Source organism: Deinococcus radiophilus (assembly GCF_020889625.1).
GTDB classification, from domain to species: domain Bacteria; phylum Deinococcota; class Deinococci; order Deinococcales; family Deinococcaceae; genus Deinococcus; species Deinococcus radiophilus.
This window is the reverse complement of record NZ_CP086381.1, coordinates 1-21,829: the sequence shown is the minus strand read 5'-3', so window position 1 is coordinate 21,829 and position 21,829 is coordinate 1. Positions and strand designations below refer to the sequence as shown.

General features: G+C 64.1%; 20 protein-coding genes. 6 read left to right on the top strand and 14 right to left on the bottom strand.

Going from position 1 to position 21,829, the window contains the following annotated elements; translation table 11 throughout:
- Window positions 1-19: 19 nt before the first annotated feature.
- Window positions 20-3,109 carry a formate dehydrogenase subunit alpha gene (gene fdhF, locus LMT64_RS10960; protein WP_126352386.1) on the bottom strand — a complete coding sequence of 1,030 codons (3,090 nt, stop codon included), beginning with the start codon at window positions 3,107-3,109 and terminating at the stop codon, window positions 20-22.
- 225 nt (window positions 3,110-3,334) lie between these two features.
- On the opposite strand from fdhF, the gene LMT64_RS10955 reads away from it, so the two are divergent.
- The 4 genes from LMT64_RS10955 to LMT64_RS10940 are packed head-to-tail and all read left to right on the top strand — an operon-like array spanning window position 3,335 to window position 7,734.
- Window positions 3,335-3,892: a 2Fe-2S iron-sulfur cluster-binding protein gene (locus tag LMT64_RS10955; RefSeq protein WP_126352385.1), complete on the top strand. Its 558-nt coding sequence runs from the start codon at window positions 3,335-3,337 to the stop codon at window positions 3,890-3,892.
- Complete coding sequence (locus LMT64_RS10950; protein ID WP_126352384.1) at window positions 3,889-4,848, top strand: FAD binding domain-containing protein; 960 nt, start codon at window positions 3,889-3,891, stop codon at window positions 4,846-4,848. Before LMT64_RS10955 ends, LMT64_RS10950 begins: the two co-directional genes overlap by 4 nt.
- The gene (locus LMT64_RS10945) at window positions 4,845-7,109 is read left to right on the top strand and encodes a xanthine dehydrogenase family protein molybdopterin-binding subunit (protein WP_126352383.1); all 2,265 of its coding nucleotides are present in this window, start codon (window positions 4,845-4,847) and stop codon (window positions 7,107-7,109) included. The genes LMT64_RS10950 and LMT64_RS10945 overlap by 4 nt, the downstream gene beginning before the upstream one ends.
- Complete coding sequence (locus tag LMT64_RS10940) at window positions 7,102-7,734, top strand: nucleotidyltransferase family protein (protein ID WP_229253486.1); 633 nt, start codon at window positions 7,102-7,104, stop codon at window positions 7,732-7,734. The genes LMT64_RS10945 and LMT64_RS10940 overlap by 8 nt, the downstream gene beginning before the upstream one ends.
- Here the strand turns inward: LMT64_RS10940 and LMT64_RS10935 are convergent.
- Complete coding sequence (locus LMT64_RS10935) at window positions 7,725-8,753, bottom strand: XdhC family protein (RefSeq protein ID WP_229253485.1); 1,029 nt, start codon at window positions 8,751-8,753, stop codon at window positions 7,725-7,727. The genes LMT64_RS10940 and LMT64_RS10935 overlap by 10 nt on opposite strands.
- 182 nt (window positions 8,754-8,935) lie before the next feature.
- Here LMT64_RS10935 and LMT64_RS10930 point away from each other — a divergent pair, with 182 nt between their 5' ends.
- Entirely contained in the window at window positions 8,936-10,645 is a 1,710-nt protein-coding gene (locus tag LMT64_RS10930; RefSeq protein ID WP_126352381.1) for a formate--tetrahydrofolate ligase, read from the top strand.
- A gap of 123 nt (window positions 10,646-10,768) precedes the next feature.
- Here LMT64_RS10930 and LMT64_RS10925 read toward each other — a convergent pair whose 3' ends face one another.
- The 10 genes from LMT64_RS10925 to LMT64_RS10880 form a co-directional block, all read right to left on the bottom strand.
- On the bottom strand, window positions 10,769-12,298 hold the full coding sequence (locus LMT64_RS10925; protein WP_229253484.1) for a phospholipase D-like domain-containing protein: 1,530 nt from the start codon (window positions 12,296-12,298) through the stop codon (window positions 10,769-10,771).
- On the bottom strand, window positions 12,295-12,765 hold the full coding sequence (locus LMT64_RS10920; RefSeq protein WP_126352379.1) for a glycosyltransferase: 471 nt from the start codon (window positions 12,763-12,765) through the stop codon (window positions 12,295-12,297). Before LMT64_RS10920 ends, LMT64_RS10925 begins: the two co-directional genes overlap by 4 nt.
- A gap of 39 nt (window positions 12,766-12,804) precedes the next feature.
- On the bottom strand, window positions 12,805-13,950 hold the full coding sequence (locus tag LMT64_RS10915; RefSeq protein WP_126352378.1) for an FAD-dependent oxidoreductase: 1,146 nt from the start codon (window positions 13,948-13,950) through the stop codon (window positions 12,805-12,807).
- On the bottom strand, window positions 13,944-14,654 hold the full coding sequence (locus LMT64_RS10910) for a class I SAM-dependent methyltransferase (RefSeq protein ID WP_126352377.1): 711 nt from the start codon (window positions 14,652-14,654) through the stop codon (window positions 13,944-13,946). Before LMT64_RS10910 ends, LMT64_RS10915 begins: the two co-directional genes overlap by 7 nt.
- Window positions 14,655-15,779, bottom strand: coding sequence for a type III polyketide synthase (locus LMT64_RS10905; RefSeq protein WP_126352376.1), 1,125 nt, complete (start codon window positions 15,777-15,779; stop codon window positions 14,655-14,657).
- A gap of 141 nt (window positions 15,780-15,920) precedes the next feature.
- Window positions 15,921-16,346 carry an acyl-CoA thioesterase gene (locus tag LMT64_RS10900; RefSeq protein WP_126352375.1) on the bottom strand — a complete coding sequence of 142 codons (426 nt, stop codon included), beginning with the start codon at window positions 16,344-16,346 and terminating at the stop codon, window positions 15,921-15,923.
- A gap of 227 nt (window positions 16,347-16,573) precedes the next feature.
- Window positions 16,574-17,335, bottom strand: coding sequence for a 4-hydroxy-2-oxoheptanedioate aldolase (hpaI, locus tag LMT64_RS10895; RefSeq protein WP_126352374.1), 762 nt, complete (start codon window positions 17,333-17,335; stop codon window positions 16,574-16,576).
- Window positions 17,336-17,370: 35 nt separating this feature from the next.
- Window positions 17,371-17,718, bottom strand: coding sequence for a VOC family protein (locus LMT64_RS10890; RefSeq protein WP_126352373.1), 348 nt, complete (start codon window positions 17,716-17,718; stop codon window positions 17,371-17,373).
- A 1-nt stretch (window position 17,719) separates the two neighbouring features.
- Complete coding sequence (gene hpaH, locus LMT64_RS10885) at window positions 17,720-18,571, bottom strand: 2-oxo-hept-4-ene-1,7-dioate hydratase (RefSeq protein ID WP_126352372.1); 852 nt, start codon at window positions 18,569-18,571, stop codon at window positions 17,720-17,722.
- Window positions 18,568-19,671, bottom strand: a complete 1,104-nt coding sequence (locus LMT64_RS10880) for a sulfite oxidase (RefSeq protein WP_126352371.1) — start codon at window positions 19,669-19,671, stop codon at window positions 18,568-18,570. Before LMT64_RS10880 ends, hpaH begins: the two co-directional genes overlap by 4 nt.
- Window positions 19,672-19,954: 283 nt before the next feature.
- Here LMT64_RS10880 and LMT64_RS10875 point away from each other — a divergent pair, with 283 nt between their 5' ends.
- Window positions 19,955-20,137 (top strand): DUF2256 domain-containing protein, encoded by a 183-nt coding sequence (locus LMT64_RS10875; RefSeq protein ID WP_126352370.1) that lies wholly within the window; start codon window positions 19,955-19,957, stop codon window positions 20,135-20,137.
- Here the strand turns inward: LMT64_RS10875 and LMT64_RS10870 are convergent.
- Together LMT64_RS10870 and moaD are read right to left on the bottom strand one after the other, a co-directional pair.
- Window positions 20,134-20,862, bottom strand: coding sequence for a hypothetical protein (locus tag LMT64_RS10870; RefSeq protein ID WP_126352369.1), 729 nt, complete (start codon window positions 20,860-20,862; stop codon window positions 20,134-20,136). The two genes, LMT64_RS10875 and LMT64_RS10870, sit on opposite strands and share 4 nt — an antisense overlap.
- Complete coding sequence (moaD, locus tag LMT64_RS10865) at window positions 20,859-21,551, bottom strand: molybdopterin converting factor subunit 1 (RefSeq protein WP_126352407.1); 693 nt, start codon at window positions 21,549-21,551, stop codon at window positions 20,859-20,861. Before moaD ends, LMT64_RS10870 begins: the two co-directional genes overlap by 4 nt.
- Window positions 21,552-21,829 lie beyond the last annotated feature (278 nt).

Sequence of the window (21,829 nt, the reverse complement as noted above, 5' to 3'; positions counted from 1 at the left end):
ACCTCCTGCTGATCGCACGTTAGTCGTCGCTGCCCAGCGCCTGGGTATGGTCGTCCATCCCAGTCGGCGTGTGATAACTGCCGTCAGGGAAGCTGTAGTCGGGACGTGCCCACTTGCGCTCCACTTCCACGCCACGCTGAGGAGTGGGGTGACCGTAGCGGAAATTGTGGCGGGGCAAGGGGTTGGCACCGCGGCTGTCCAGCACTTCCAGGCGGACCGCCGTGTCCTTATAGGCAGGTGTGTTGGTCACCGTGTCGCGGTTCTGGCCGGTCAACAGGTTCACGCTGCCTTCCAGATCACGCGAGTTCATGGGGATGTACAGCTCGCCGCCACTTACCCGTTCGGTGACCAGAGCCCGCAGACGCAACGCGCCGTTCTTGCTGACTACGCGCACCCAGTCTCCGGTGTCCACGCCACGCTCGGCAGCCAGCTCGGGGCTGATTTCCACGAAAGCGTCCGGGGTCTTGGCGGTGATGCCGGGTACCCGGAAGGTCATATTGCCCTCGTGGAAATGCTCCAGCATCCGCCCAGAGTTCAGGTGGAGGTCATACTCAGCGGCGGGAGCGTCGCTGCGCCCCACATATTCGGCGGGGTACAGCCGCGCCTTGCCGTCGGCAAAGTTAAAGCCCTCGGTGTACAGCAGCGGCGTATCGGTGCCGTCGGCGGCTACCGGCCAGCACAGGGTGTCATAGCCCTGCAAGCGGCTGTAGCTAACGCCAGCAAACATCGGGCTGAGCCGGGCCACCTCGTCCATGATGTCGCCGGGGTAGCTGTAGTTCCACTCGAAGCCCATCCGGCGGGCCACTTCCTGATAGATCTGCCAGTCGGGCATGGTGCCGGGCAGCGGGTCCATCGCTGCGTACAGCCGCTGAATACGCCGCTCGGTGGAAGTGAAGGTGCCTTCTTTTTCCAGGCTGGGCGTGGCGGGCAGAATCACGTCGGCGTAGCGGGCCGTGTTGGTAAAGTACAGGTCCTGCACGACAAACAGCTCCAGCGCCTCGTAACCTTTGATCAGGTGGTTCACGTCGGCATCGGTCAGGCTCATTTCCTCGCCGGTCAGCCACATGGCCTTGAGGCGACCATCAATGGCGGCGTCCACCATCTGCGAGTTGTCCAGGCCGCGCTCAGGGCTGATGGGGGTGCCCCATTCGGCTTCAAAGCGGGCACGCACTTCGGGGTCGGCCACTTTCTGGTAGCCGCTCACCTGATCGGGCATGGCCCCCATGTCGGAGGTGCCCTGCACATTGTTGTGACCGCGCAGGGGGTAAGCGCCAGTGCCAGGGCGAGCGTAGTTGCCCGTGACCAGCAGCAGGTTGGAGATGGCCGTGCTCGTCTCACTTCCACCGCACTGCTGCGTCACACCCATCGCCCACATGATGCAGACGCGCTCGTGCGCGGCGATCATTTCGGCCAGGTCACGCAAGGTCTCTACGCTCCAGCCGGTGGCTTCGGCAGCGTACTCCAGGGTGTAGCCTTCCAGCGAGGCGCGGTATTCGTCCAGGCCTATGGTGTGCTCAGCGAGGAATTCCTCGGCGGCCAGACCGTTGTCCAGAATGTAGCGGCTCACCGCCGAGAGCCAGATAAAGTCACTGGCGGGTTTGGGCTGGAGGAACAAATCAGCACGGCGGGCCATCTCGTGCTCGCGGAGATCCACCATGATGATCTTCTGGCGGCCCAGCTTCTGTGCCCGCTTGAGCCGGGTGGCCAGCACCGGATGGCTCTCGGCGGTGTTGGTCCCGATGCCGATGATCAGATCGGCCTGCTCCAAATCCTTGATGGTGCCGGAGTCGCCGCCGTAGCCCACCGTCCGCACCAGGCCCACCGTGGCGGGGCTCTGGCAGTAACGCGAGCAGTTGTCCACATTGTTGGTCCCGATCACCTGCCGGGCCATCTTCTGCACCAAAAAGGCTTCTTCGTTGGTGCACTTGCTAGAGGCGATAAACGACAGGGCGTTGGCCCCGTACTGCGCCCGGATGTCGGTCATGCGGCGGGCCACGTAGTCCAGCGCCTCGTCCCAGCCCACTTCGCGGAAGTGGTTGCCCTCGCGGATCAGCGGAGAGGTGAGGCGGTCTTCGCTGTTCACGTAGTCCCAGCCGAACTTGCCCTTCACGCAGGTGGAAATGCCGTTGGCGGCTCCGTACTGTGGCTCCACTTTCAGGATGTGGCGGCCCTTGGTCCAGATGTCAAAGGAGCAGCCCACCCCGCAGTAGGTGCAGACCGTCTTGGTCTTTTGGATGTACCCCTCGCGGGCCTGCGACTCAATGTCCGAAATCTGCAAGATGGCTTCCAGACCGCTGCTGGGTTCTACTGTCTTCACGGCTTCTACTGCAGCGTTGAACACCGGCAGTGGGAGATCGGTCATCAGGCCCGCTTCGCCCAGCATGGAGGTTTCCATCAGGGCGTTGCAGGGACAGACCGTCACGCAGTGACCACAGCTCACGCATGAACTGTCACCGATGGGAGCGCCACCGTCCCACAGCACCACGGGCTGCTCGGCTTCCCAGTCGATGCTGAGCGTTTCATTGACCTGTACGTTCTGACAGGCCTCCACGCAGCGCCCGCACAAGATGCACTGATCGGGGTCGTAGCGGTAAAAAGGATTGGAAAAGTCTTTCGGGACGCCTTTGGGCTGGTAAGGACGGTGTTGGTGCTGCAGCCGCAGCGTGCTGAGCGTGTTGTGAACCACGCAGTTGCCGTTGTTGTTGTCACAGACGGTGCAGTACAGGACATGGTTGGCAATCAGGCGGTCATAGGCGTCGCGCTGCGCAGCGCGGGCCGCTTCGGTCTGGGTACGGACCACCTGCCCAGCCTGCACTTTGGTGCCGCAGGCGCGGATGAGATGACCGTCCACCTCGACTGTGCAGGTATCACAGGACTGAATGGCCCCCAGCTGCGGGTGATAGCAGACCTGGGCCAGCTCGGTGCCGGAGCGGTTGATCACGTCCAGCAGTGGTTCACCCAGCTGGGCGGGGTGGGCGACGCCATCAATCTGAACTTCCGTCCACTCGCCGCTCTTGGGATGCAGCGGGCCAGGCGGAAACAGCAGCTGCACCGTCGGCTCCTTGGGGCCAATGTTGTTGGTTGGACTTGAATCACCAGCGTGAGTCATGGGGTTCCACCTTTCGGTTCGGAAGACATAGGGAGGCCCGTACGGAAAGTCAGCTGCTGGTCAGCTGCCAATGAAGGTGTAATTGGGACAGGCCGCAGTATAAGCGTTAGGGAAAAAATATCGGTGAATTTCCTACCCACTGCCTTTGGACCCAAATCGACACATTGATCCAGCCCCAACCTTTCTCACGGCTGAGCACTGAGATCGACTGCTACCCTGAGACTCATGACCCAGACCAGTTCTAACGGGTTCACTGACCGTTCTGTTCCGCCTACCGTGGCGGTTCGGCTGACGGTCAATGGCCAAGAGCAGCAACTCCAGTTGGATCCCCGCGTGAGCCTGCTGGACGCCCTGCGTGAGCATCTGCACCTGACCGGGACCAAGAAGGGATGTGACCATGGCCAGTGCGGGGCCTGTACGGTACATGTGAACGGTACCCGGATCAATTCCTGCCTGTCGTTGGCTGTCACCCACGACGGTGACGAAATTACCACTATTGAGGGACTGGGCCGTCCCGAGCAGCTACACCCCATGCAGGCCGCCTTTGTGGAGTGCGACGGCTTTCAGTGCGGCTACTGCACACCGGGACAGATCATGGCAGCAGTAGCGACTCTGGATGAGATCGGGCGCGGTGTTCCTAGCCACGTCACCGAAGACTTGAACGACGTCGCCTACTCAGATCTGGAAGTGCGTGAACGGATGTCCGGCAACATCTGCCGCTGCGCCGCCTATCCCAATATCGTGCAGGCGGTGCGGCAGGTCCATGATGGAGGCGCGGAATGAAAGCCTTTGAATACAGCCGGGCCAACTCGGCGGGGCAGGCGGTAGACGCGCTGGGGAACGGCGGCAAATACCTGGCCGGCGGCACCAATCTGCTGGATCTGATGAAGCTGCACATTGAGACACCGGAGCAACTGGTCGACCTGAACCGCGCTGGCATGGACGAAATCACGGAGACGGAAGAGGGTGGATTGAAAATCGGCGCGCTGGTCCGCAACACTGACCTGGCCGCACACCCGCGCGTGCGCCAGGACTACGCGGTGCTCAGCCGGGCCATTCTGGCTGGAGCGTCGGGGCAAATTCGCAACCGCGCCACCACGGCTGGCAATCTGCTGCAACGGACCCGCTGCCCGTACTTTTATGACACCAATCTGCCGTGCAACAAGCGTGAGCCCGGAACCGGCTGCGGCGCCATTGACGGCTACAACCGCCCCTTGGCAGTCATCGGGACCAGCGAGCACTGCATCGCCCAGTACCCCGGCGATATGGCGGTAGCCCTGCGCGTGCTGGACGCGGAAATTCACACCTTACGCCCGGACGGCAGTGAGCGCACCATCTCCATCACCGACTTTCACCTGCTGCCTGGGGACACCCCACACATTGAAACAGCGCTGGAACCGGGTGAGCTGATCACTGCCGTGACCCTGCCGGCACCGTTGGGAGGGCAACACTTTTATCACAAGGCCCGTGACCGCCAGTCTTACGCTTTCGCGCTCGTATCGGTTGCTGCCGTGGTGCAAGCCGACGGCACTGCGCGGGTGGCTTTTGGTGGGGTGGCCCCCAAACCCTGGCGGGTAGAGGCCGCCGAAGAGCGCTGGAACGAGGGTGCCCAGGCGGTGACAGATACGGCATTTGAGGGGGCCCGGCCCACCGATCAGAATGCCTTCAAGCTGGACCTGGCCCGCCGGGTGGTGCAGACCGTGATGGACGCCGCACAGGTGCAAGGAGGGGCCGCATGAGCCACAAGTTCGACCAACCCGCCGACATCAATCCGCTGGACCAGGAAAAGGTGCTGACCCGGCCGCATGTCCGTAAAGAAGGCCCGCTGAAAGTGACCGGCCAGGCCACGTATGCCTACGAGTATCAGGAGCCGGAGAACCCGGCCTACGGCTACATGGTGGGCGCTGGTGTGGCCCGCGGCAGAGTCAAATCGGTGGATGTGAGCGCGGCAGAAGCCCTGCCCGGCGTGCTGCTGGTACTGACCCACGAGAACATGCCCGCTCAGGGCAAGAGTGACACTCCCGTGCCACAGGAGGATGACGCCACCCCGCAAATGCCCGACGATCAGGTGGATTACTACCACCAGGCGGTAGCCTTCGTGGTCGCTGAGACCTACGAGCAAGCCCGCGCCGCTGCCGCTGCCATCGTCATCGAATACGACGACCAGACCGGTGAAGGTGACTACTCGCTGGCCGAAGTCATGGAAGACGCTGACAAGGCGGGCAGCGATGAGGAGAGCAAGGACCAGAAGATTGGTGATTTCGCTGCTGCATTTAAGCGAGCCGACGTGCAGCTGGACGTGACCTACACCACGCCTTACCAGTCTCAGTCCCCGATGGAACCCCATGCCAGCATCGCCGAGTGGGACGGCGATCAGCTCACGCTGTACACCTCACACCAGATGGTGCACTGGGTTCACCGTGGCCTGTCCATGACCCTCAACGTGCCGCAAAAAAATATCCGTATCGTGGCGCAGTTCATCGGTGGGGGCTTCGGGTCCAAACTGATGTTCTACGGGGACGCCGTGCTGAGTGCAGTGGCCGCTCGCCAACTGGGCCGTCCGGTCAAGTGTGCCCTGACCCGTCCGCAGATTTATAACCACACCAGTCACCGGCCATCGACCATTCAGCGTCTGCGCTTCGGTACCGACGGCGAGGGGCGCATTTACGCCATCGGTCATGATGCTTACTCTGGAAATCTGCCGGGGGGGAGCGCCGAGACTGCGGCCAACCAGACCAAGCTGCTCTACGCCGGGGAACACCGCCTGGTGCGCCAGCGCCTGAGTGAACTGCACCTGCCGCCCGGCGGCTCCATGCGCGCGCCCGGCGAAGCGGTGGGCCTGCTCGCCCTGGAATGCGCTATGGACGAACTGGCCGAGAAACTGGACTTGGACCCTATCGAACTGCGCGTGATCAACGACATCAGTTACGATCCGGCCAAGGGGCCCGAACGGCCCTTTTCGAGCCGCCGGCTGGTGGACTGCCTGCGGCGCGGCGCCGAGGAATTCGGCTGGGATCAGCGTGAAGCGCAGCCGGGAGCGCGGCGCGACGGCGAGTGGTTGATCGGCCTGGGCGTGGCGAGTGCTTTCAGGGGCAACCTGCTCAAGCCCAGCGGCGCCACCCTCCGCCTGGAAAAAGGCGGCAAAATTACGTTGGAAACGCAGATGACCGACATCGGTACCGGGTCGTACACCATCTTGGGCCAAACTGCCGCCGAGATGCTGGGCGTGGGCCTGGACGACGTGGAGGTGCGCCTGGGCGATTCGGAATTTCCCAAGTCCAGTGGTTCGGGTGGTTCGTGGGGGGCCAACAGCGCCGGCATGGGCGTCTATTACGCCGCCGAGGAACTGCGCAAAGTCATCGCCAAGGCCGCTGGCTACGATCCCAAGAAAGCCGTGTTCAAAGATGGCGAGGTGTGGGAGGGTGAGAAATGCACCCGCCTGGGCAGCGTGGCCGCCAATGCGGACGAGCCGCTGGAGGCCACGGTCAATGCCAGCGTGGGCGACCTGAACAAGCAGTACGCGCAGGCCAGCTTTGGGGCACACTTCTGCGAAGTGGCGGTGCATCACCTGACCGCAGAAATCCGGGTGCGCCGCCTGCTGAGCGTGGCCGCTGCCGGGCGCATCTTTAACCCGGTCACGGCCCGCAGCCAGTGCCTGGGGGGCATGACGATGGGCGTGGGCGCAGCACTGATGGAAGAGATGCATGTGGACGGTAACCTGGGCCTGTTCATAAATCACGACCTGGCCGAATACCATGTGCCGGTCCATGCGGACATTCCCGATCTGGACGTGATCTTCCTGGAAGAACTGGATGACAAGTCCTCACCGCTCAAGGGCAAAGGCGTCGGCGAACTGGGCATCTGTGGGGTCGGCGCAGCTGTGGCCAACGCGATCTACAACGCTGCGGGTGTCCGGATTCGCGACTACCCGCTGACGGTAGACAAGGTGCTGGCCGGCTGGAATGAGCAAGCCGCACTGACACCCAGAGCCGGTGACTAAGCGCAGTAGACCGGTGCTGGCGGGCATCCTGCTGGCGGCTGGACAGGGGAAGCGGATGGGACAGGCCGCCTCCCCTTTTCAAGCCGTACCCAAGCCACTGGTCCTACTGGCCGGAAAGCCGCTGATTCGCTGGGCAGCCGAGGCGCTCACGGATACAGCTGACCCGTTCCGCCTGACGGTGATCCCAGCAGGCGAAGCTGGGCGGCAAATACAAGCGGCGCTGGAAGGTTTAGGGTTCGCCTACGCCATCAACCCAACACCGGAACTGGGCCTGCTCTCCTCATTTCAGGCGGCGGTCCGGGCACTGCCAGAGGGACTGGACGGAGCCGTCTTCAGCCTCGCCGATATGCCGCTGATCAGCACAGCAACACACCGGGCGCTGCGGGCGGCCTGGAAACCAGGTGTGCAGGCTGTCCAATGTCGTTTCGGAGAGGTCAGTGCTCCTCCCCTGGTGGTGGGAGCGGAACTGTTCGCGCCATTGCTGGCCCTTGACGCTGCCGATCACGGACCCCGTAAGCTGCTGCAAGGGGCGGTGACAATCACCTGTCCGCCGGGAGAATTGCTGGATGTGGACACACCGCAAGCTCTGGTCCAGGCTGAAACTTGGCTGACCCTTCAGCGCTGAGCGAGTGGGCCGCCTGTGCGTCCGTGCAGTACCGCTACCACTTCGGCCAGGATACTCAGGGCAATTCCAGCAGGTGTCTCGGCCCCCAGGTCCAGTCCCGCTGGCGTCCTGACCCGCGTCAGCTGTTCGGCTTCTACACCAGTTTCGGCCAGGAAATTCAGCACTGCCTGCCCCCGGCGGCGGCTGGCCACCATGGCCACGTAGGGCACGTCAGCCCCCAGCACCTGCCGCAGCACCGGCACCTCATGGGCATAGTCGTGTGAGATGATGACCACACTGGACCGCGCCGAGAGTGGCGGCAGCCGGAGGTCTTGGTCTGGGGCACTCAGCAGCAGGGCGTGGGCATCCGGCAGGCGCTGAGGTGTGAGGCGACCAGGGCGGTCGTCGCAAACGGTGACCCGGAGTCCGGCGACCACCGCCATGCGGGCCAGCGGGGGCGCAATGGGACCGGCACCCACGATCACCAGTTCAGAAGGGGGCAACCGCGTTTCAAAAAACGCACCTTCTTGCCTATCCAACACTGCTTCGTCCAGCGTCAGTGCTTGAGCCTGAGCCAACAATGCCGGATCGGGTTGACCGTCTGTGACCACCTCGCCGGAAGGCAGCAGGGCAAAGGGAACAGCGCCTGCTCCCAGCGGGGTCACAAGACGCAGAACCTCACCGTTTGAGCGCGCCTGGGCAACCGTTCTCCACAGTGCCGCAGCGGGCGGAGTCGGTGTCAGTTGAACCGTCACTTGTCCGGCGCAGGTCATCCCAAATTCGTAGGCTTCCTCGCTGCCCAGCTTCACGTCCAGCAACCGGGATTGACCGCTGACGCAAATCTCATCGGCGGCTTTGCGGAGTGCTCCTTCAGCGCAGCCGCCCAGCGTGACCGAACCCAGCGGCTCTTGCCCCGCCAGAAAAATGGCCCGGCGACCCAGCGGCTTGCGGCTCTCCCCGGCCCCCACCAGGGTCGCCACCACGGCGGGCACAGCCAAGTGAGTCACGGCACGTAGAAAATCGTCAAACGTTTCGTCCACATTTGTCAGCATAGGGAGCCCTGGCAGCTGGCAAGTCTGGAATGAACCAAGAGGTGTTGAGGGTCGAATGCACCGTACCCGATGGGATGGCACTGAAGCGTCGTACCGTGCCTCTTCCTCCGTCTCTTTCAGTTCAGCCGAACTGGACACTTGCCCTGAAATTTGGGTCACAATGAAGACCTATGACAACCCAGAAACCGTTGCCGAGTGACCTCGAGATCGCCCGTCAGGCTGACCTGTGGCCCATGGCCAAGGTGGCTCAGGAAGCCGGGATTCCCGAAGAGGACTTGATTCCCTATGGCCGCCACGTCGCCAAGGTTGACCTGGACGTGTTGGACAAGCTCAAAGACCGCCCACAGGCCAAGATGATCGTGGTCACGGCGGTTACGCCCACCCCCCTGGGCGAGGGCAAAACCACCACCTCGGTGGGCTTGGCCCAGGGCATGGCCGCGATTGGCGAGAATGCCATGCTGACCCTGCGTCAACCCAGCATGGGGCCGACCTTCGGGGTCAAGGGCGGCGCGGCGGGCGGCGGCTACAGCCAGATTGTCCCGATGGAGACGCTGAACCTGCACCTGACCGGCGACTTTCATGCGATTACGGCGGCGCACAACCTGCTGGCAGCCATGATTGATGCACACCTCTTTCACGGCAACGAGCTGAATCTGGACCCCCAGAACATCTCCTGGCGGCGCGTGATCGATATGAACGACCGGGCGCTGCGGAGCGTGATGGTGGGCCTGGGACCGAAGGAAGACGGTGTGCCGCGTCAGACCGGATTCGACATCACCGCCGCGTCGGAGATCATGGTGATCGTCAGCCTGTGTTCGGGTCTGCGTAACCTGCGTGAGCGCCTGGGCCGCATCGTGGTGGGCTTTACGTACAGCGGCAACCCCGTGACCGCCAAGCAGATCGGCGCAGCAGGTGCGATGACGGCCATCCTCAAGGACGCCATTCAGCCCAACCTGATGCAGACCCTGGAACACACCCCCGCGCTGATTCATGCCGGGCCGTTTGGCAACATCGCCACCGGCAACTCCAGCGTGCTGGCCGATCTGGTGGGCAGCCGCGTGAGCGATTACGTGATTACTGAGGCGGGCTTCGGGGCCGACATGGGCGCTGAGCGCTTCTTCAACGTGAAGTGCCGGGTGTCGGGCCTGACCCCCAGCGCCGCCGTGCTGGTGGTGACGGTGCGGGCGCTCAAGACCCACTCGGGCCGCTACCGGATCGTGCCGGGTAGGCCCCTGCCTGCCGATATGCTCAAAGAAAACCCGGACGACGTGCTGGCCGGAGCCGATAACCTGCGTAAACACATCGAAATCGTCAAGAGCTTCGGGGTGACCCCGGTGGTGGCCATCAACGTCTTCCACACCGACTTCGACAGCGAACACGCCGTGATCGAAAAGATCGCGCAGGAGGCGGGTGTGCGCGTCGCCAAGTCCTACCATGTGGTGCGGGGCGGCGCAGGGGCCAAAGAACTGGCTCAGGCTGTCGTGGACGCCTGCGGCGAAGACAGCACCTTTACCCCCACCTACGAGATGAACGAGCCGCTGATCACCAAGATCGAAAAAGTGGCGCGGGGCGTGTACGGCGCTGACGGCATCGAGCTGAGTGCCCAGGCGAAAAAGGACCTCAAGCGCTTCGAGGAACTGGGCTACGGAAATCTGCCCGTGGTGATCGCCAAGACCCACCTGAGCATTTCGAGTGACCCCAGCCTCAAGGGCGCACCGACCGGCTGGACCCTGCCGGTGCGCGAAGTCCGCGCCGCCGTGGGCGCCGGATATGTGTACGCCATCTGCGGCGATATGCGGACCATGCCTGGCCTGGGCAAAACGCCCGCCGCCAAGAACATTGACATTGACGAGAACGGGGAGATTCAGGGCCTGTTCTGAGTTGAATTCGCCCTGCTTGCTTCAGCTCAGGCAGCGTTTCAGATCTAGCGGCGCAGAAATAGGGCGCCAATGTCGCTCCATGCCTGCGGAGGGAGCGTGGCCCTACCTGACCCCTGCTGCACTTTACTCCGACAGCCACCAGGGATCGGGCAGGGTCACGCCCTGGGCCCACTCCGTGTCAAAGTTGGCCTGCACTGCCGCCAGCGCTGCTGGGTCACTGGTCGCCAGTGCGTATTCGGTCAGGCCGCGTGGCCCAAACGACGAAAAGTGCAGATTGGTACTGCCGACCACCGTCATCTGCCGGTCTATCAAGATGGCTTTGGTATGCAGACGGTGGGGAGCCCACCGCACTTCTAATTGGTCCAGATGGCCGGTGCGGGCCAGATCATCGCGCAAACGGCGCAACAAGGCCCAGCCCTGCGTTTGCATGGGCTGACCCTGATCCAGCAGCAGCCGCACCCGCACACCGCGCTCACGGACGGCCCCAGCAATGGCCTGCCAGACTGGCAGACCGGGGCCACGCTGCTGGCAGGTCACGGTATGGCCGAGCGCTAGGTCACACCAGGGATCACCACTTACCTGCGCCTGCATCAGATCCAGAGACGACGTACTGGCCCCCAGCAGCGCCGCCAGCGCATCGTCGGCCTGCTCATAGCCGCTGCGGCGGTAGAGGGGATAAACCTGCGCGGTGCCCGCCGGAGTAGGCGGCCCCACCCAGACCAGCGGCGGGGTCGGAGTATTCGGGGCCATCTGACAGAGGCGCCGCAGTTGCTGGGCGCCAGGGACCGGACCAGCCTCCAGTCCCGCCGGGCAAGTCCGGGCCTGGCTGAGACTCCAGAGGTCTTCAAACGCCGCCACCGCCTGTCGAGCCACTGGCCCCTGCACATGCAAACCCAGGTCATGCGACCCTTGCCCTCCCGGGGTGGTGGGTGGGAGGTGCAGCGAACTGACACTGAAGCCCCCCGCCAGCAGCCGCTCACGGTCCGTCACCAGAAACTTGGAATGGCTGTGCGGCACCGCAAAAGTGTAGTCGGCAATTTCCAGGCGCCACCCCCCTTCAGCCTCACCAGTCAGCGGCAAGCCTGCGGCCAACAGGTCCTGGGTCAGATAGTCCAGGCTCAGCCGGGGGTCCAGCGGCGCGTCCAGCGGACGCACGGTATGCCCCAGCAGAATACGCACGGTCATCCCATCCGGGTAGCGCTCCGGGTGGGCCAGCACATCGGTACGCAACTCGGCGATGGCCTGCGTCACTGGGCGACCTGGCCAGGCGGGACCACCGTCCCAGAGCATGTTGGCCAGCAGCACCTCGTGCCGGGCACCGCGAATCTCACGGGCCAGCGCCTCGTAACCGCCCCAGGGCCTCAGGCGCTCGGCGTCGCCCGGCAGTTCCAGCAGATCTAGAAAGAGGTTGCCGCAACTCAGCTCGGCTCCGTGACCCAGCAGGCGGTCGTACAGCACCGCGTCTAACCGGGCCGCTGGCCGGGAGCAGGTATCGGCACCAGCGCCTCCGCGCAGCTCGGCCAGTGGCGGAGGTGGCAGGCTGCCCGCCTGCACGGTCAGCGGGCCGATCTGAACGGAGCCGGCGGCCTGGGCTGCTGGCCAACACAGTAAGGCACAGACGGGCAGGGCGTGCCGAAGGATGATGTGGGTCATTCTGGCCTCCAAGGCTGTGACAGCTGCTGCCAGTGGCGACTGCCCGGGCTGACATCTTGTGGTCTGGGGGGAGCGATTTCGCTCCGCCGTACCGGTCTTACTTCGGGCCGCGACATCCGGGCAAGCTCATAGATGCTCCGGCGCTGCGAAGCGATGTGCCGCAAACCGCGCAGATCATGAACCTGGCCTTCTATCTGCCCAACAAAAACCTCGCGGACCTCAAACAGGAGCCGCTTCAGGCCCGGAGCCTGCCCTTCCCGGCCGGGAGACATTTTAAAATCGGCGGCGTCGTCCTCGCGGGCATGGATAAATGGCCCGAAAAAGGCCCCCGCCTGCTGCACTTGAGCGGCGTACCTATGCCCGGTGTACCAGCGGAGGGTATGGCCCCGCGCCGCAAGTTCACAGGCAAGGGCCGCCATCGGCCAAACGTGGCCGGCAATCGGTTGGGTGGCAAGCAAGATGTTCAAGGAAGCAATAGGCCTTTATGCGGAGAAGAGGGATAAAGGTTAAAGCCAGCGCATGGTGAAAGCGTCGGCCAGCAGTCCCGCTGCCGGAGGACGCAGCAACTGGGTCAGTAGGGCCTCACGCACGTGTTGAGTCGCCGTACTGGCGGGGCGCCCAGCCGCCATATTCGCCTCGGCCTGCCGGGCAGCGATCCACGCCGAGCGGCGGCGCTGTCGCTCCCAGCCTTGCCACTGTATCTGTGGCACACCCCCTTGCTGCACGGCGCGGATCAGTAGGGGGGCCAGAGCGTCAGCGTCCAGCCAGCCCAGGTTCATCCCCTGACCCCCGATCGGGCTGACCACATGAGCGGCGTCTCCAATGAGGCACAGGCGACCCTGCCACATCCGCCCAGCCAGATGGCGGCGCACCTCAAAGGCGCTGAACATCCGGCACTCACCGGCTGGGACCGGCAGGCCCGTGCGCTCCTGAATGATGTGGGTCAGCGCGTCCGGTCCTGCAGCGTCCAGCAGCTGCGTCCCGGTATGGACCACCCAGCGCCGCTGACCGCTGGGCAGCGGGAAGCACTCGGTGACGCCCGCCGCCGTCAGCGAGATCATGGCTTGGGTGCCAAACGGCGTGGTGTCGGGAAAGTCGCCCATCAGGTACTTGTCTGGGTAAACGCTGCCGGGAAAAGAGATGCCCGCCGCCCTACGCACGCCTGAGCGCCAGCCATCTGCCGCCACGACGTAGCGGGCGGGCCAGGTTTCGGTCAGGCCGTCCCGTTCCAGCATGACCCTGACGTGATCGCCCGCCGGCTGCACGGCCTGCACCCGGACTGACCGGCGTAACCTGCCGGGGGCCAGCGCCTCCAGCCGCGCTGCCAGCAAACGTTCGGTTTCCACCTGCGGCAACGAAAGGACATAGGGATGCTGCTCATCCGCCGTTTCAAAACCCAGTTCGCCCAGCACCTGCCCGCCCCCGCCCAGCAGCAGCCCGCGCCGAATGGTGACGCCCGCTGCCAGCAGCTGTGAGGTGAGGCCCAGGCGGTCAAAGCCACGCAGCGCCCGTGGATGAATACCGATGGCGCGGGAATGCTCGGCAGGCCACCCACGCCGGTCCAGCACGGCGAAGTTCAGCCCAGCCTGAGCCAGCAGCCCGCCCAGATAGGTTCCCACTGGACCGCCTCCCACCACGATCACGTCTAGCACAGCTTCTCTCGCCGGGTGTGGGTCAGCAGCAGCCGAAAAGGAAAGGGCCTGCGTACCTCCCAGTCAGGCGGTACGGCACGGCGCAGTTCATTCAGACGGTAGCTGCGGCAAATGGAAAGCAGGCCGTCCGGCACGATGAAAGAGTCCCGGAACAGCGGGGTCATCAGTACCCCAAACCCCACCCAGGCCAGCGCCGAGCGCTCGATGTCGGCGTGAACGGTGCGGGCCGCCAGCGCCGCGCAGTCATCCAGCAAGCTTTGCAGTTCTGGGGCGGTCAGATGATGCAGCAGGTGGTTGGACACCACAAAATCAAAGCGCTGTCCCTCCTGCACCAGCTCACCACTCATGGCGCAGCGGAAGTGCAGGCCCGAATAAGGGGGCTGTGCCTGGGCATAAGCGATCGCGCGGGGATCGGCGTCAATGCCCAAGACCCGCAGCGTGTAACCATCAAGGGCTGCCAGACGAATCAGCCCCCGCGCGACATCCCCTCCGCCACAGCCGATGTCCAGCAGGGTATTGGCCCGCTCACGGCGCAGGTAGGGACGGATGAAGCGGCGGTACACCAGCGGCCAGCCTGCTACCAGCGCATTGACGGCCCCAAACTGTTGGTAAGTGCGCTGCAGGGCGTCAAGGTCACAGTGTGGGTCATCCATCAACTCAGCCTGTGCCACCTCACGCCGGGAAAAATCTGGCAGCCAGGACATCTATTCGCCCCGCACTGCGGTCATCAGGCCGGACTCCACCGTCAGCCCGGGACCAAACGCCATCGCGCAGACTCGTTCGCCTGATTGCACCTGCTGTAACAACTCTGCGATGATGAACAGCACCGTGGCGCTGCTCATGTTGCCGTACTCGCGCAGCACCTCACGCGAAGGAGCCATCTGCACGTCGCTCAGGCCCAGGCTCCCCTGCACCTTGTCCAGAATGGCGCGGCCCCCGGGGTGCACCGCCCAGTGGTCCACCTCGGCCCCGATCAGATTCAGCTCCTCGGCCAGGTTCAGCAGCAGCGGCCCCAGCGCCCCGTGCAGGTGGTTTTCGATGATGTCGGGCACATAGCTGCTCAGGACCATCTCGTAGCCCTGATCGCCGATGTTCCAGGCCATGTCCTTTTCACCGTCGCCGGGCGGAGTCAGGGCCGTTTCGAAGGCGTCCAGGCGCAGGGCCGTCTGTCCGCTTCGGGGCGGCCGGGCGCTGACCACTGCCGCTGCCGCGCCGTCGGCGAAGACCGTGCTGGCAATGATGGAGTCAGGATCGTCACTGGGATTCACGTGGAGAGAACACAGCTCGGTGCAGATGACCAGCACCTTGGCCTGCGGGTCGGCCCCGCAAAAGGCCTGGGCCATCTTGAGGGCCGGAAATGCCGCGTAGCACCCCATAAAGCCCACGTGATAGCGCCCAGTCGTAGGTCGCAGCCCCAACTGACGCACCACCATGTAGTCCGGCCCTGGTGCAAAGAATCCGGTACATGACACCGTAATGACATGCGTAACGTCTTCCGGTTGCAGCCCGCTGGCGTCCAGCGCTCGGCGCCCCGCCTCCACAAAGAGCGGCGTGGCCTCGCGGACATAGACTTCGTTACGGACTCCAGTGCTGGGCGAGAGCATCTGCCCGGTGGCCTCATCAAAAAAGAGGCCCCCGCCTGAGCCGGGCTGGTAATCCCCGATCACACTGTGGCGCTGGTCAATGCCCGAAGCATTGAAGGCCGAAGGCACCAGGCGGCGGCCCAACCGGCCCAGCGAGGGCTGCTCTTTGATCATGTCGCGCACCATCGGCTGCAGGTAGACGTGCTCCGGCACGGCGGTGCCGACGGCCAACAGGTAACCGCTCATGCGGCGGTCCAGCCAGAGAAGGCGGCATGCAGGGGAGCAGATCCAGGCCCGGAAGCAGGTCTCATCTCATCAGTATGCGGCGGGCCTCAGGCCCTGAGATGTGGGCACCTGACGGAAGAGTTGAGACAGGTTGAACCCGGTTCAAAACCCCGCATCACCGTCCGCAAGTGTTGCAGTAGACAGACTGGGAACAGGAGACGGCTGACCGTCACTGCCCAGCGCCACCAGCACGAATTCGCCGCTACAGGCCACCGAGCGGGCCGGAGAGTACATGTCCTCGGTCACCACCTCTACCCGGACGCGCATGGAGGTGCGGCCCACGCCGGTCACCCAGGCCGTCAGCTCCACGATGCTTCCCGCTGGAATCGGCTGGGCAAATTCGGTGGTTTCCATCAGCCGCGTAACGACTTTCATGCGGCAGTGACGGGTAGCGGCGATAAAGGCGGCGCTGTCCATCATGCTCAGCACCTCGCCGCCAAACAGCGTGCCGTGGTGATTGGTGGTTCCGGGAAACACCACCTGGGTGATGCGGGTCAGTCGGCTTTCGGCGGGGGGCTCACTTGTCATGGCACTTCGCTTTCCGGAACAGCAGGCAAGTGAGAAGAAAAAGCCGCAGCGCTGGCTTGGAGACGGCCCGTGACCCTGGCGCGGGATCACCGACCCTTTCTCTCTCACAGGTGAGCGACCGGACTGATAACCGTGGCGCGACCGTGCCGGACTGGGCCGCCATACAGGCAGCCTACACCGGACTTCCCTCTGTCCCTGTGGGGATGAACTGGACTGAGATTAGCAAATCAGCCCAGGCGCTGGCGGGCCGCCTTGGCCCCAAGGGTCAGGTCCAGCACATCCACCCCGACCGCCACGAAGGTGTACCCCCAGCTCAGATAACGCCGGGCATCGTCTTCATTGACGGCCAGGATGCCCGCTGCCTTGCCTGCGGCGCGAATGCGCTCGGCAGCCTCCCGAATCGCGGCCTGCACGTCAGGATGTCCTGGCTGCCCAATCAAGCCCATGCTGGCACTCAGGTCGGCGGGGCCGATAAACACGCCGTCTACACCCTCAGTCGCCGCAATGGCGTCCAGGTTCTCCAGGCCCGTGACCGTCTCCACCTGCACCAGCACGCAGATTTCCTCCTCGGCCCGAGTCAGGTAATCGGCGCGGGTGCCCCAGCGCGAGGCCCGCACCAGTGCGGACGCCACCCCGCGCACCCCGGCAGGCGGATAACGGGTGGCCGCAACGACGCCAGCAGCCTGCTCGGCAGTGTCAATCATGGGGACCAGCAGCGTGCGCGCACCGATATCCAGCAGTTGCTTGATGAGTGCCGTGTCACTGTTCACGGGCCGCACGATGGCCTCGCCTGCGTAGGGAGCCACGGCTTGCAGCTGCGCCAGGATGTCCGGCACGGTGTTGGGCGCATGTTCGCCGTCAATCAGCAGCCAGTCGTAACCTGCGCCAGCACAGGCTTCAGCGGCGTAAGGGTGGGCCAGGGCCAGCCAGTAACCATATTGCGTCTGTCCACTTTGTAGAGCCTGCTTGAAGGAATTGTCAAAAGTCATGCATCTCTCCTTGGTTGTGGGTCACTTGAGGCCGCTCAGCCGCGCAGGCCCAGCAGGTTGCCCCAGGGGTCTTTGACTTGAGCCATTTGCTGCCCTTCTTCAATCGCCATCGGTCCCCGGTAAAGGACGGCGCCCAGTGCTTGCAGGCGGTTCAGCTCAGCCGCGAAATTGTCCGTGTGCCAGTACACCACGGTGCCCGCTGCGCCACTGCTTACTTTGGCGTCGGCAGGGACAATCTCCAGGCTGATGCCCCCCACATCCAGCAGTGTGAAGCCTTCCACCACACGCCGCTGGGCCTGAGGAAAGGCCTGGCTGTACCAGTCCAGTCCCGCTTCCTGATCGGCGACATGGATCAGCACGGCGGCGATTCGGCCTTCCGGCATCTCAGGCGTCCTTGAGGCGTGCCTCGCCGGTGAAGCGGCAGGTGAACACGCCCAGTGGGCCGTAATCCAGGGTGAAAGTGTCGCCGCTGGCGATGTCCACCGGGCGGGTGAACGAGCCTGCCAGCACCAGTTCTCCGGCGCGGAGCTTTTCGCCGTGTGGGGCCAGGCGGCGGGCCAGCCAGGCAATACCGCTGGCGGGGTGGCCCAGCACTCCAGCGGCCACGCCGGTTTCCTCCACAGTGCCGTTACGAATACACAGCGCGGCGGCCCAGCGCATGTCCAGGTCGTTGGGGCGCAGCGCCCGCCCGCCCACGATAATGCCCGCGTTGGCGGCGTTGTCGGAAATGGTGTCGGTCACGCGGCGGGGCTTGCCGCTGGCCTTGGACACGCGCTGAATGCGGGCGTCAATAATTTCGGCGGCGGGGGTCACGTACTCGGTGGCCCGTAGCACGTCGAAGACAGTCAGGTGCTCGCCTTCCAGATCGTCTTTGAGCAGGAACGCCAGCTCCACTTCAATCTTGGGCGCCACGAAGCGTGAGAGCGGAATATCCCCGTTGGGATCAAAGAACATGTCATCGGTCAGCGTGCCGTAGTCGGGTTCGTCAATCTGCGAGCTGAGCTGCATGGCCCGCGAAGTCAGACCGATCTTGTGCCCGCGAATCACTGCGCCGTCAGCGACCTTGCGGTCTACCCAGGCCCGCTGCACCGCGTAGGCATCGGCCAGGACCATGCCGGGGAAGCGCTCGGAAAAGGGGGCGATCTGCACGCCGCTGTCTTCGGCCTGTTGCAACTCGGCGGCCAGGCTGGCCAGTTCGGAGTCGGGGATTTTACGTTCGGTGTGTGCTTGGGTCATGGATTCTCCTGCGCGGCATCGGCACCGCTGACAACTATGGAGATGGCGATGGGATGGGTAATTTCGTAGCTGCCACGTCCCGGATCATGGTGGGCGGGCTGCATCTCGCCTTCTGAGCTGACAGCGCGGGCCAGTAGCTCGTGTGGGCCAGCCTGCTCCGGCGTCCAGTCCAGTTCCCACAGCCGCCAGACGGCGGTCTGGGCAGGCGTGGTCCAGCGGCCCGGCTGCCAGGTCTGGCCGCCATCTATGCTGACTTCTACGGTCTGTGGCGTCCCCTGACCACACCAGGCCGCCCCAGTCACGCGGTAGGGCCGCCCCAGTGACACCACTTCACGCGGAGCCGGGCGGGCGATCTGGGCCTTGAGGTGCATGGCCGAGAGCGGTACACGTTCTGGGGGCAGGTCGCCGCGTCCTTCCCAGCGGGCGTAATCCACCGTCTGAAAGTAACCGCCGTAGGGCCGGTCAATCACTTCCAGGCGGTTCAGCCACTTCACGGCGGCCATACCGTACCAACCGGGCACGATGGCACGCAGTGGGTAGCCGTGCTGCGGGGGCAGCGCCGCGCCGTTCATCTCGTAGGCCAGCAGCACGTCTTCCAGGTCCAGCGTGAGCGGAAGGCTGCGGGCATAGTGAATTTCGCCGCCGCTGGGCAGCGGATCGGTCATTTCGCCCCGGTCCGCACCCTGCAAAACGACTTCCAGGGCACCCGGCTGCACACCCGCGCGTTCCAGCACCGCCGCCAGGGACACGCCAGTCCAGTCGGCGGTGCTGACGCCGCCCAGTTCCCACTGCACACCCCTGGCTTTCTGGGGCAGATAAACGCGGTTGTTGCCCGCACATTCCATCGTGATGCGGCGGGTCTGGGCCGGCATAGCCTGCAGGTCCCCCAGCGACAGCTGCAAGGGATGAGCCACCCGCCCGGCGACACTCAGGGTAAAAGTTTCGGCGTCCAGGACCGGCACCGGAAAATGACTGCGGACATAATGAGCGCCCGGAGAAGTGAGTTCACCGCTCAGGGCAGAAAATGGAGTTTCCAGATTGTCAGGACCGACCTGCCGGGTAATAAGACCGGGGGCCAGAACCGGATCGGGTTGGGTCATAGGGTCAACCTCCTGCGGTGAGCCAGAAAAAGAAGAGCAAAAAAGCTGTGCTTTCCGATTATGCCCCGATTTGGCGGGCTGCCGGAACCGCCTGACCGAGTAGGCCGGACGGGAGGGCCGCAACTGGACCGCTGAGGACGGGCGGCGTTCCTTGTCCAGATGGACCGCGGCTCAAGCCCAGGGTAGAGCAGGAGCGTCCTGACACCGCGCGCTGCTTGCTCCCGTCACCCTGCGACTCTGAGAGATTGGGGCGGAGCGGGGCGGTCCTGACTATGCTGGTGTCATGCCCAAAAAGCACGTCAATGGCCGTGCCGCGCAGCTTCCTGCGCAGCGCCGCGAGAAAATCTGCCCAGTGTGCGGGCGCCCTTTTGCTTGGCGGCGGCGCTGGGCGCAGCAGTGGGATGAAGTGGTGTACTGCTCAGAGCGCTGCCGGCGGGGGCGAAACAGGCCCAGCACCTCTCCTTAGCGTGAAGGCAAATCAGCCGCCAGCGAATAGGTCAGGAACGGCTCGGACTGCACTTGCCGCTCTCCCTGCCACACCTGCACCTCAGCACGCCCAGACTCTGCAAGTTCCACGCGGTAGGTGTAGCCAGCTGCCCTAAAGCTATAGCTGCGGCCTTCACCCTCACGGCTCACCCGCCCCCCGGTCACATACACTCCCGGCTGCCCACCGTGGTTCCGCGTGGCATAAGTGACCCGCTCGCCAGCGTGCCAGATGATCACGGTACGCCGGGCTGTCACGCCCATGAACTCAGCCTGCGGAACATAGCGGCACTCATAGCGCTGGCCGGCCAGGGTAAAGGAACCGACCCGCGACATGCGGTAAGCCGGGTCAGCAGCATTTTCGATGTTACTGAGCGCCACCACACCCTGCTGTGGGCTACCAGCCGTAGTCCAACTGAAGGGACGGTAAACATGTCCCGCTGCACCCTCCGCCTGTCCCAGCGTGATGGGCTGAAGCTGTACCGCGCCAAGGCGGCCTGCCTGCTTGGACCAGCGCAGCAACCGGGCTGGCGTTTGACCCTCAGCGTCTGTCAGTGCCAACAACCCGGCAGGACTGTCACACCAGGCCAGTGCAGGGTGCGGGTTCCGATCCGTGCCCTGCACCACCGAGGACATGGCTCCAGCCACCGGCAACCAAACCACTGTCAGCAGCGCCACGCACCGCGCCAAACCGTGTCTCCGTCTCATAACACCTCCGCAGGGCGCACACCCTCTACCCAGCGCTGACCATCTTCCAGTTCTTCCAGCTTCCAGACTGGAATCACAGCCTTGACGTGTTCTATCAGCCAGTCGCAGGCTTCCAGTGCGGCGCGGCGATGCGGGCTGCCCACGCCGATCAAGATGCTGGCCTCAGCGGGTTGCAGCCGTCCGGTGCGGTGGGCCAGATACACAGCCAGTTCCTCACCCTCGCCAGCAAAGCGCGTCTGCGCCTGAGCGGCGGCGTCCCGCAGCACTTTTTCGGCCATGCTGGCGTAGGCTTCGTACTCAATCAGGGTGACTGTTTGCCCCCGATTGGGCGAACGGACCGTGCCCACGAAATAACTCTGCGCGCCAAACTGGGGCCGGACCACGAACCTCTCCGCATCGCTCAGGCTGAGCGGTTCAGCGGTCACCCGAGCCTGCATCAGTCCTTCTGAGCCCCCACTACCCCCGGCGACGGGCGGAAGGAAGGCCACCTCGTCTCCGTCTGACAGTGCCGTATCAGGGGTGGCATAAGTCTCGTTTACAGCAGCCATGCAGCCGGTCAGGTCCAGCCCTTTTTCACTCAGCTGCGCGGCCAAGTCACGTACGCTGGCCCCTTCAGACAGTTGGACATCAAATTCCGGCTGCTCTGCCTGACGGCGCAGGTGAGCGAACAACAGCACACGGACGGCAATGGACATGGCGACAGTGTAGGATAGGGGAGTGTGGCGGCTGTGAGTGATCCAGAGGCGGGCACGCAGCTGTCCTTTGGCCCTCTGTCTCCAACTTTCGGCCCTTAGACATCATCTGGACAATAGGGTGAACTGCCTGAGAAGGTACCCATCTCCTTGCTCTCCCGCAAAGCTGCGCCAGTCTGCTGGCATAAAATCGCGGTGACGGATGCATCGCCTCGATTTTCCAAGTCAGTAGACCTCTCTACTCTTGTGCCTTTGGACGGCGCCGGATACCGTCA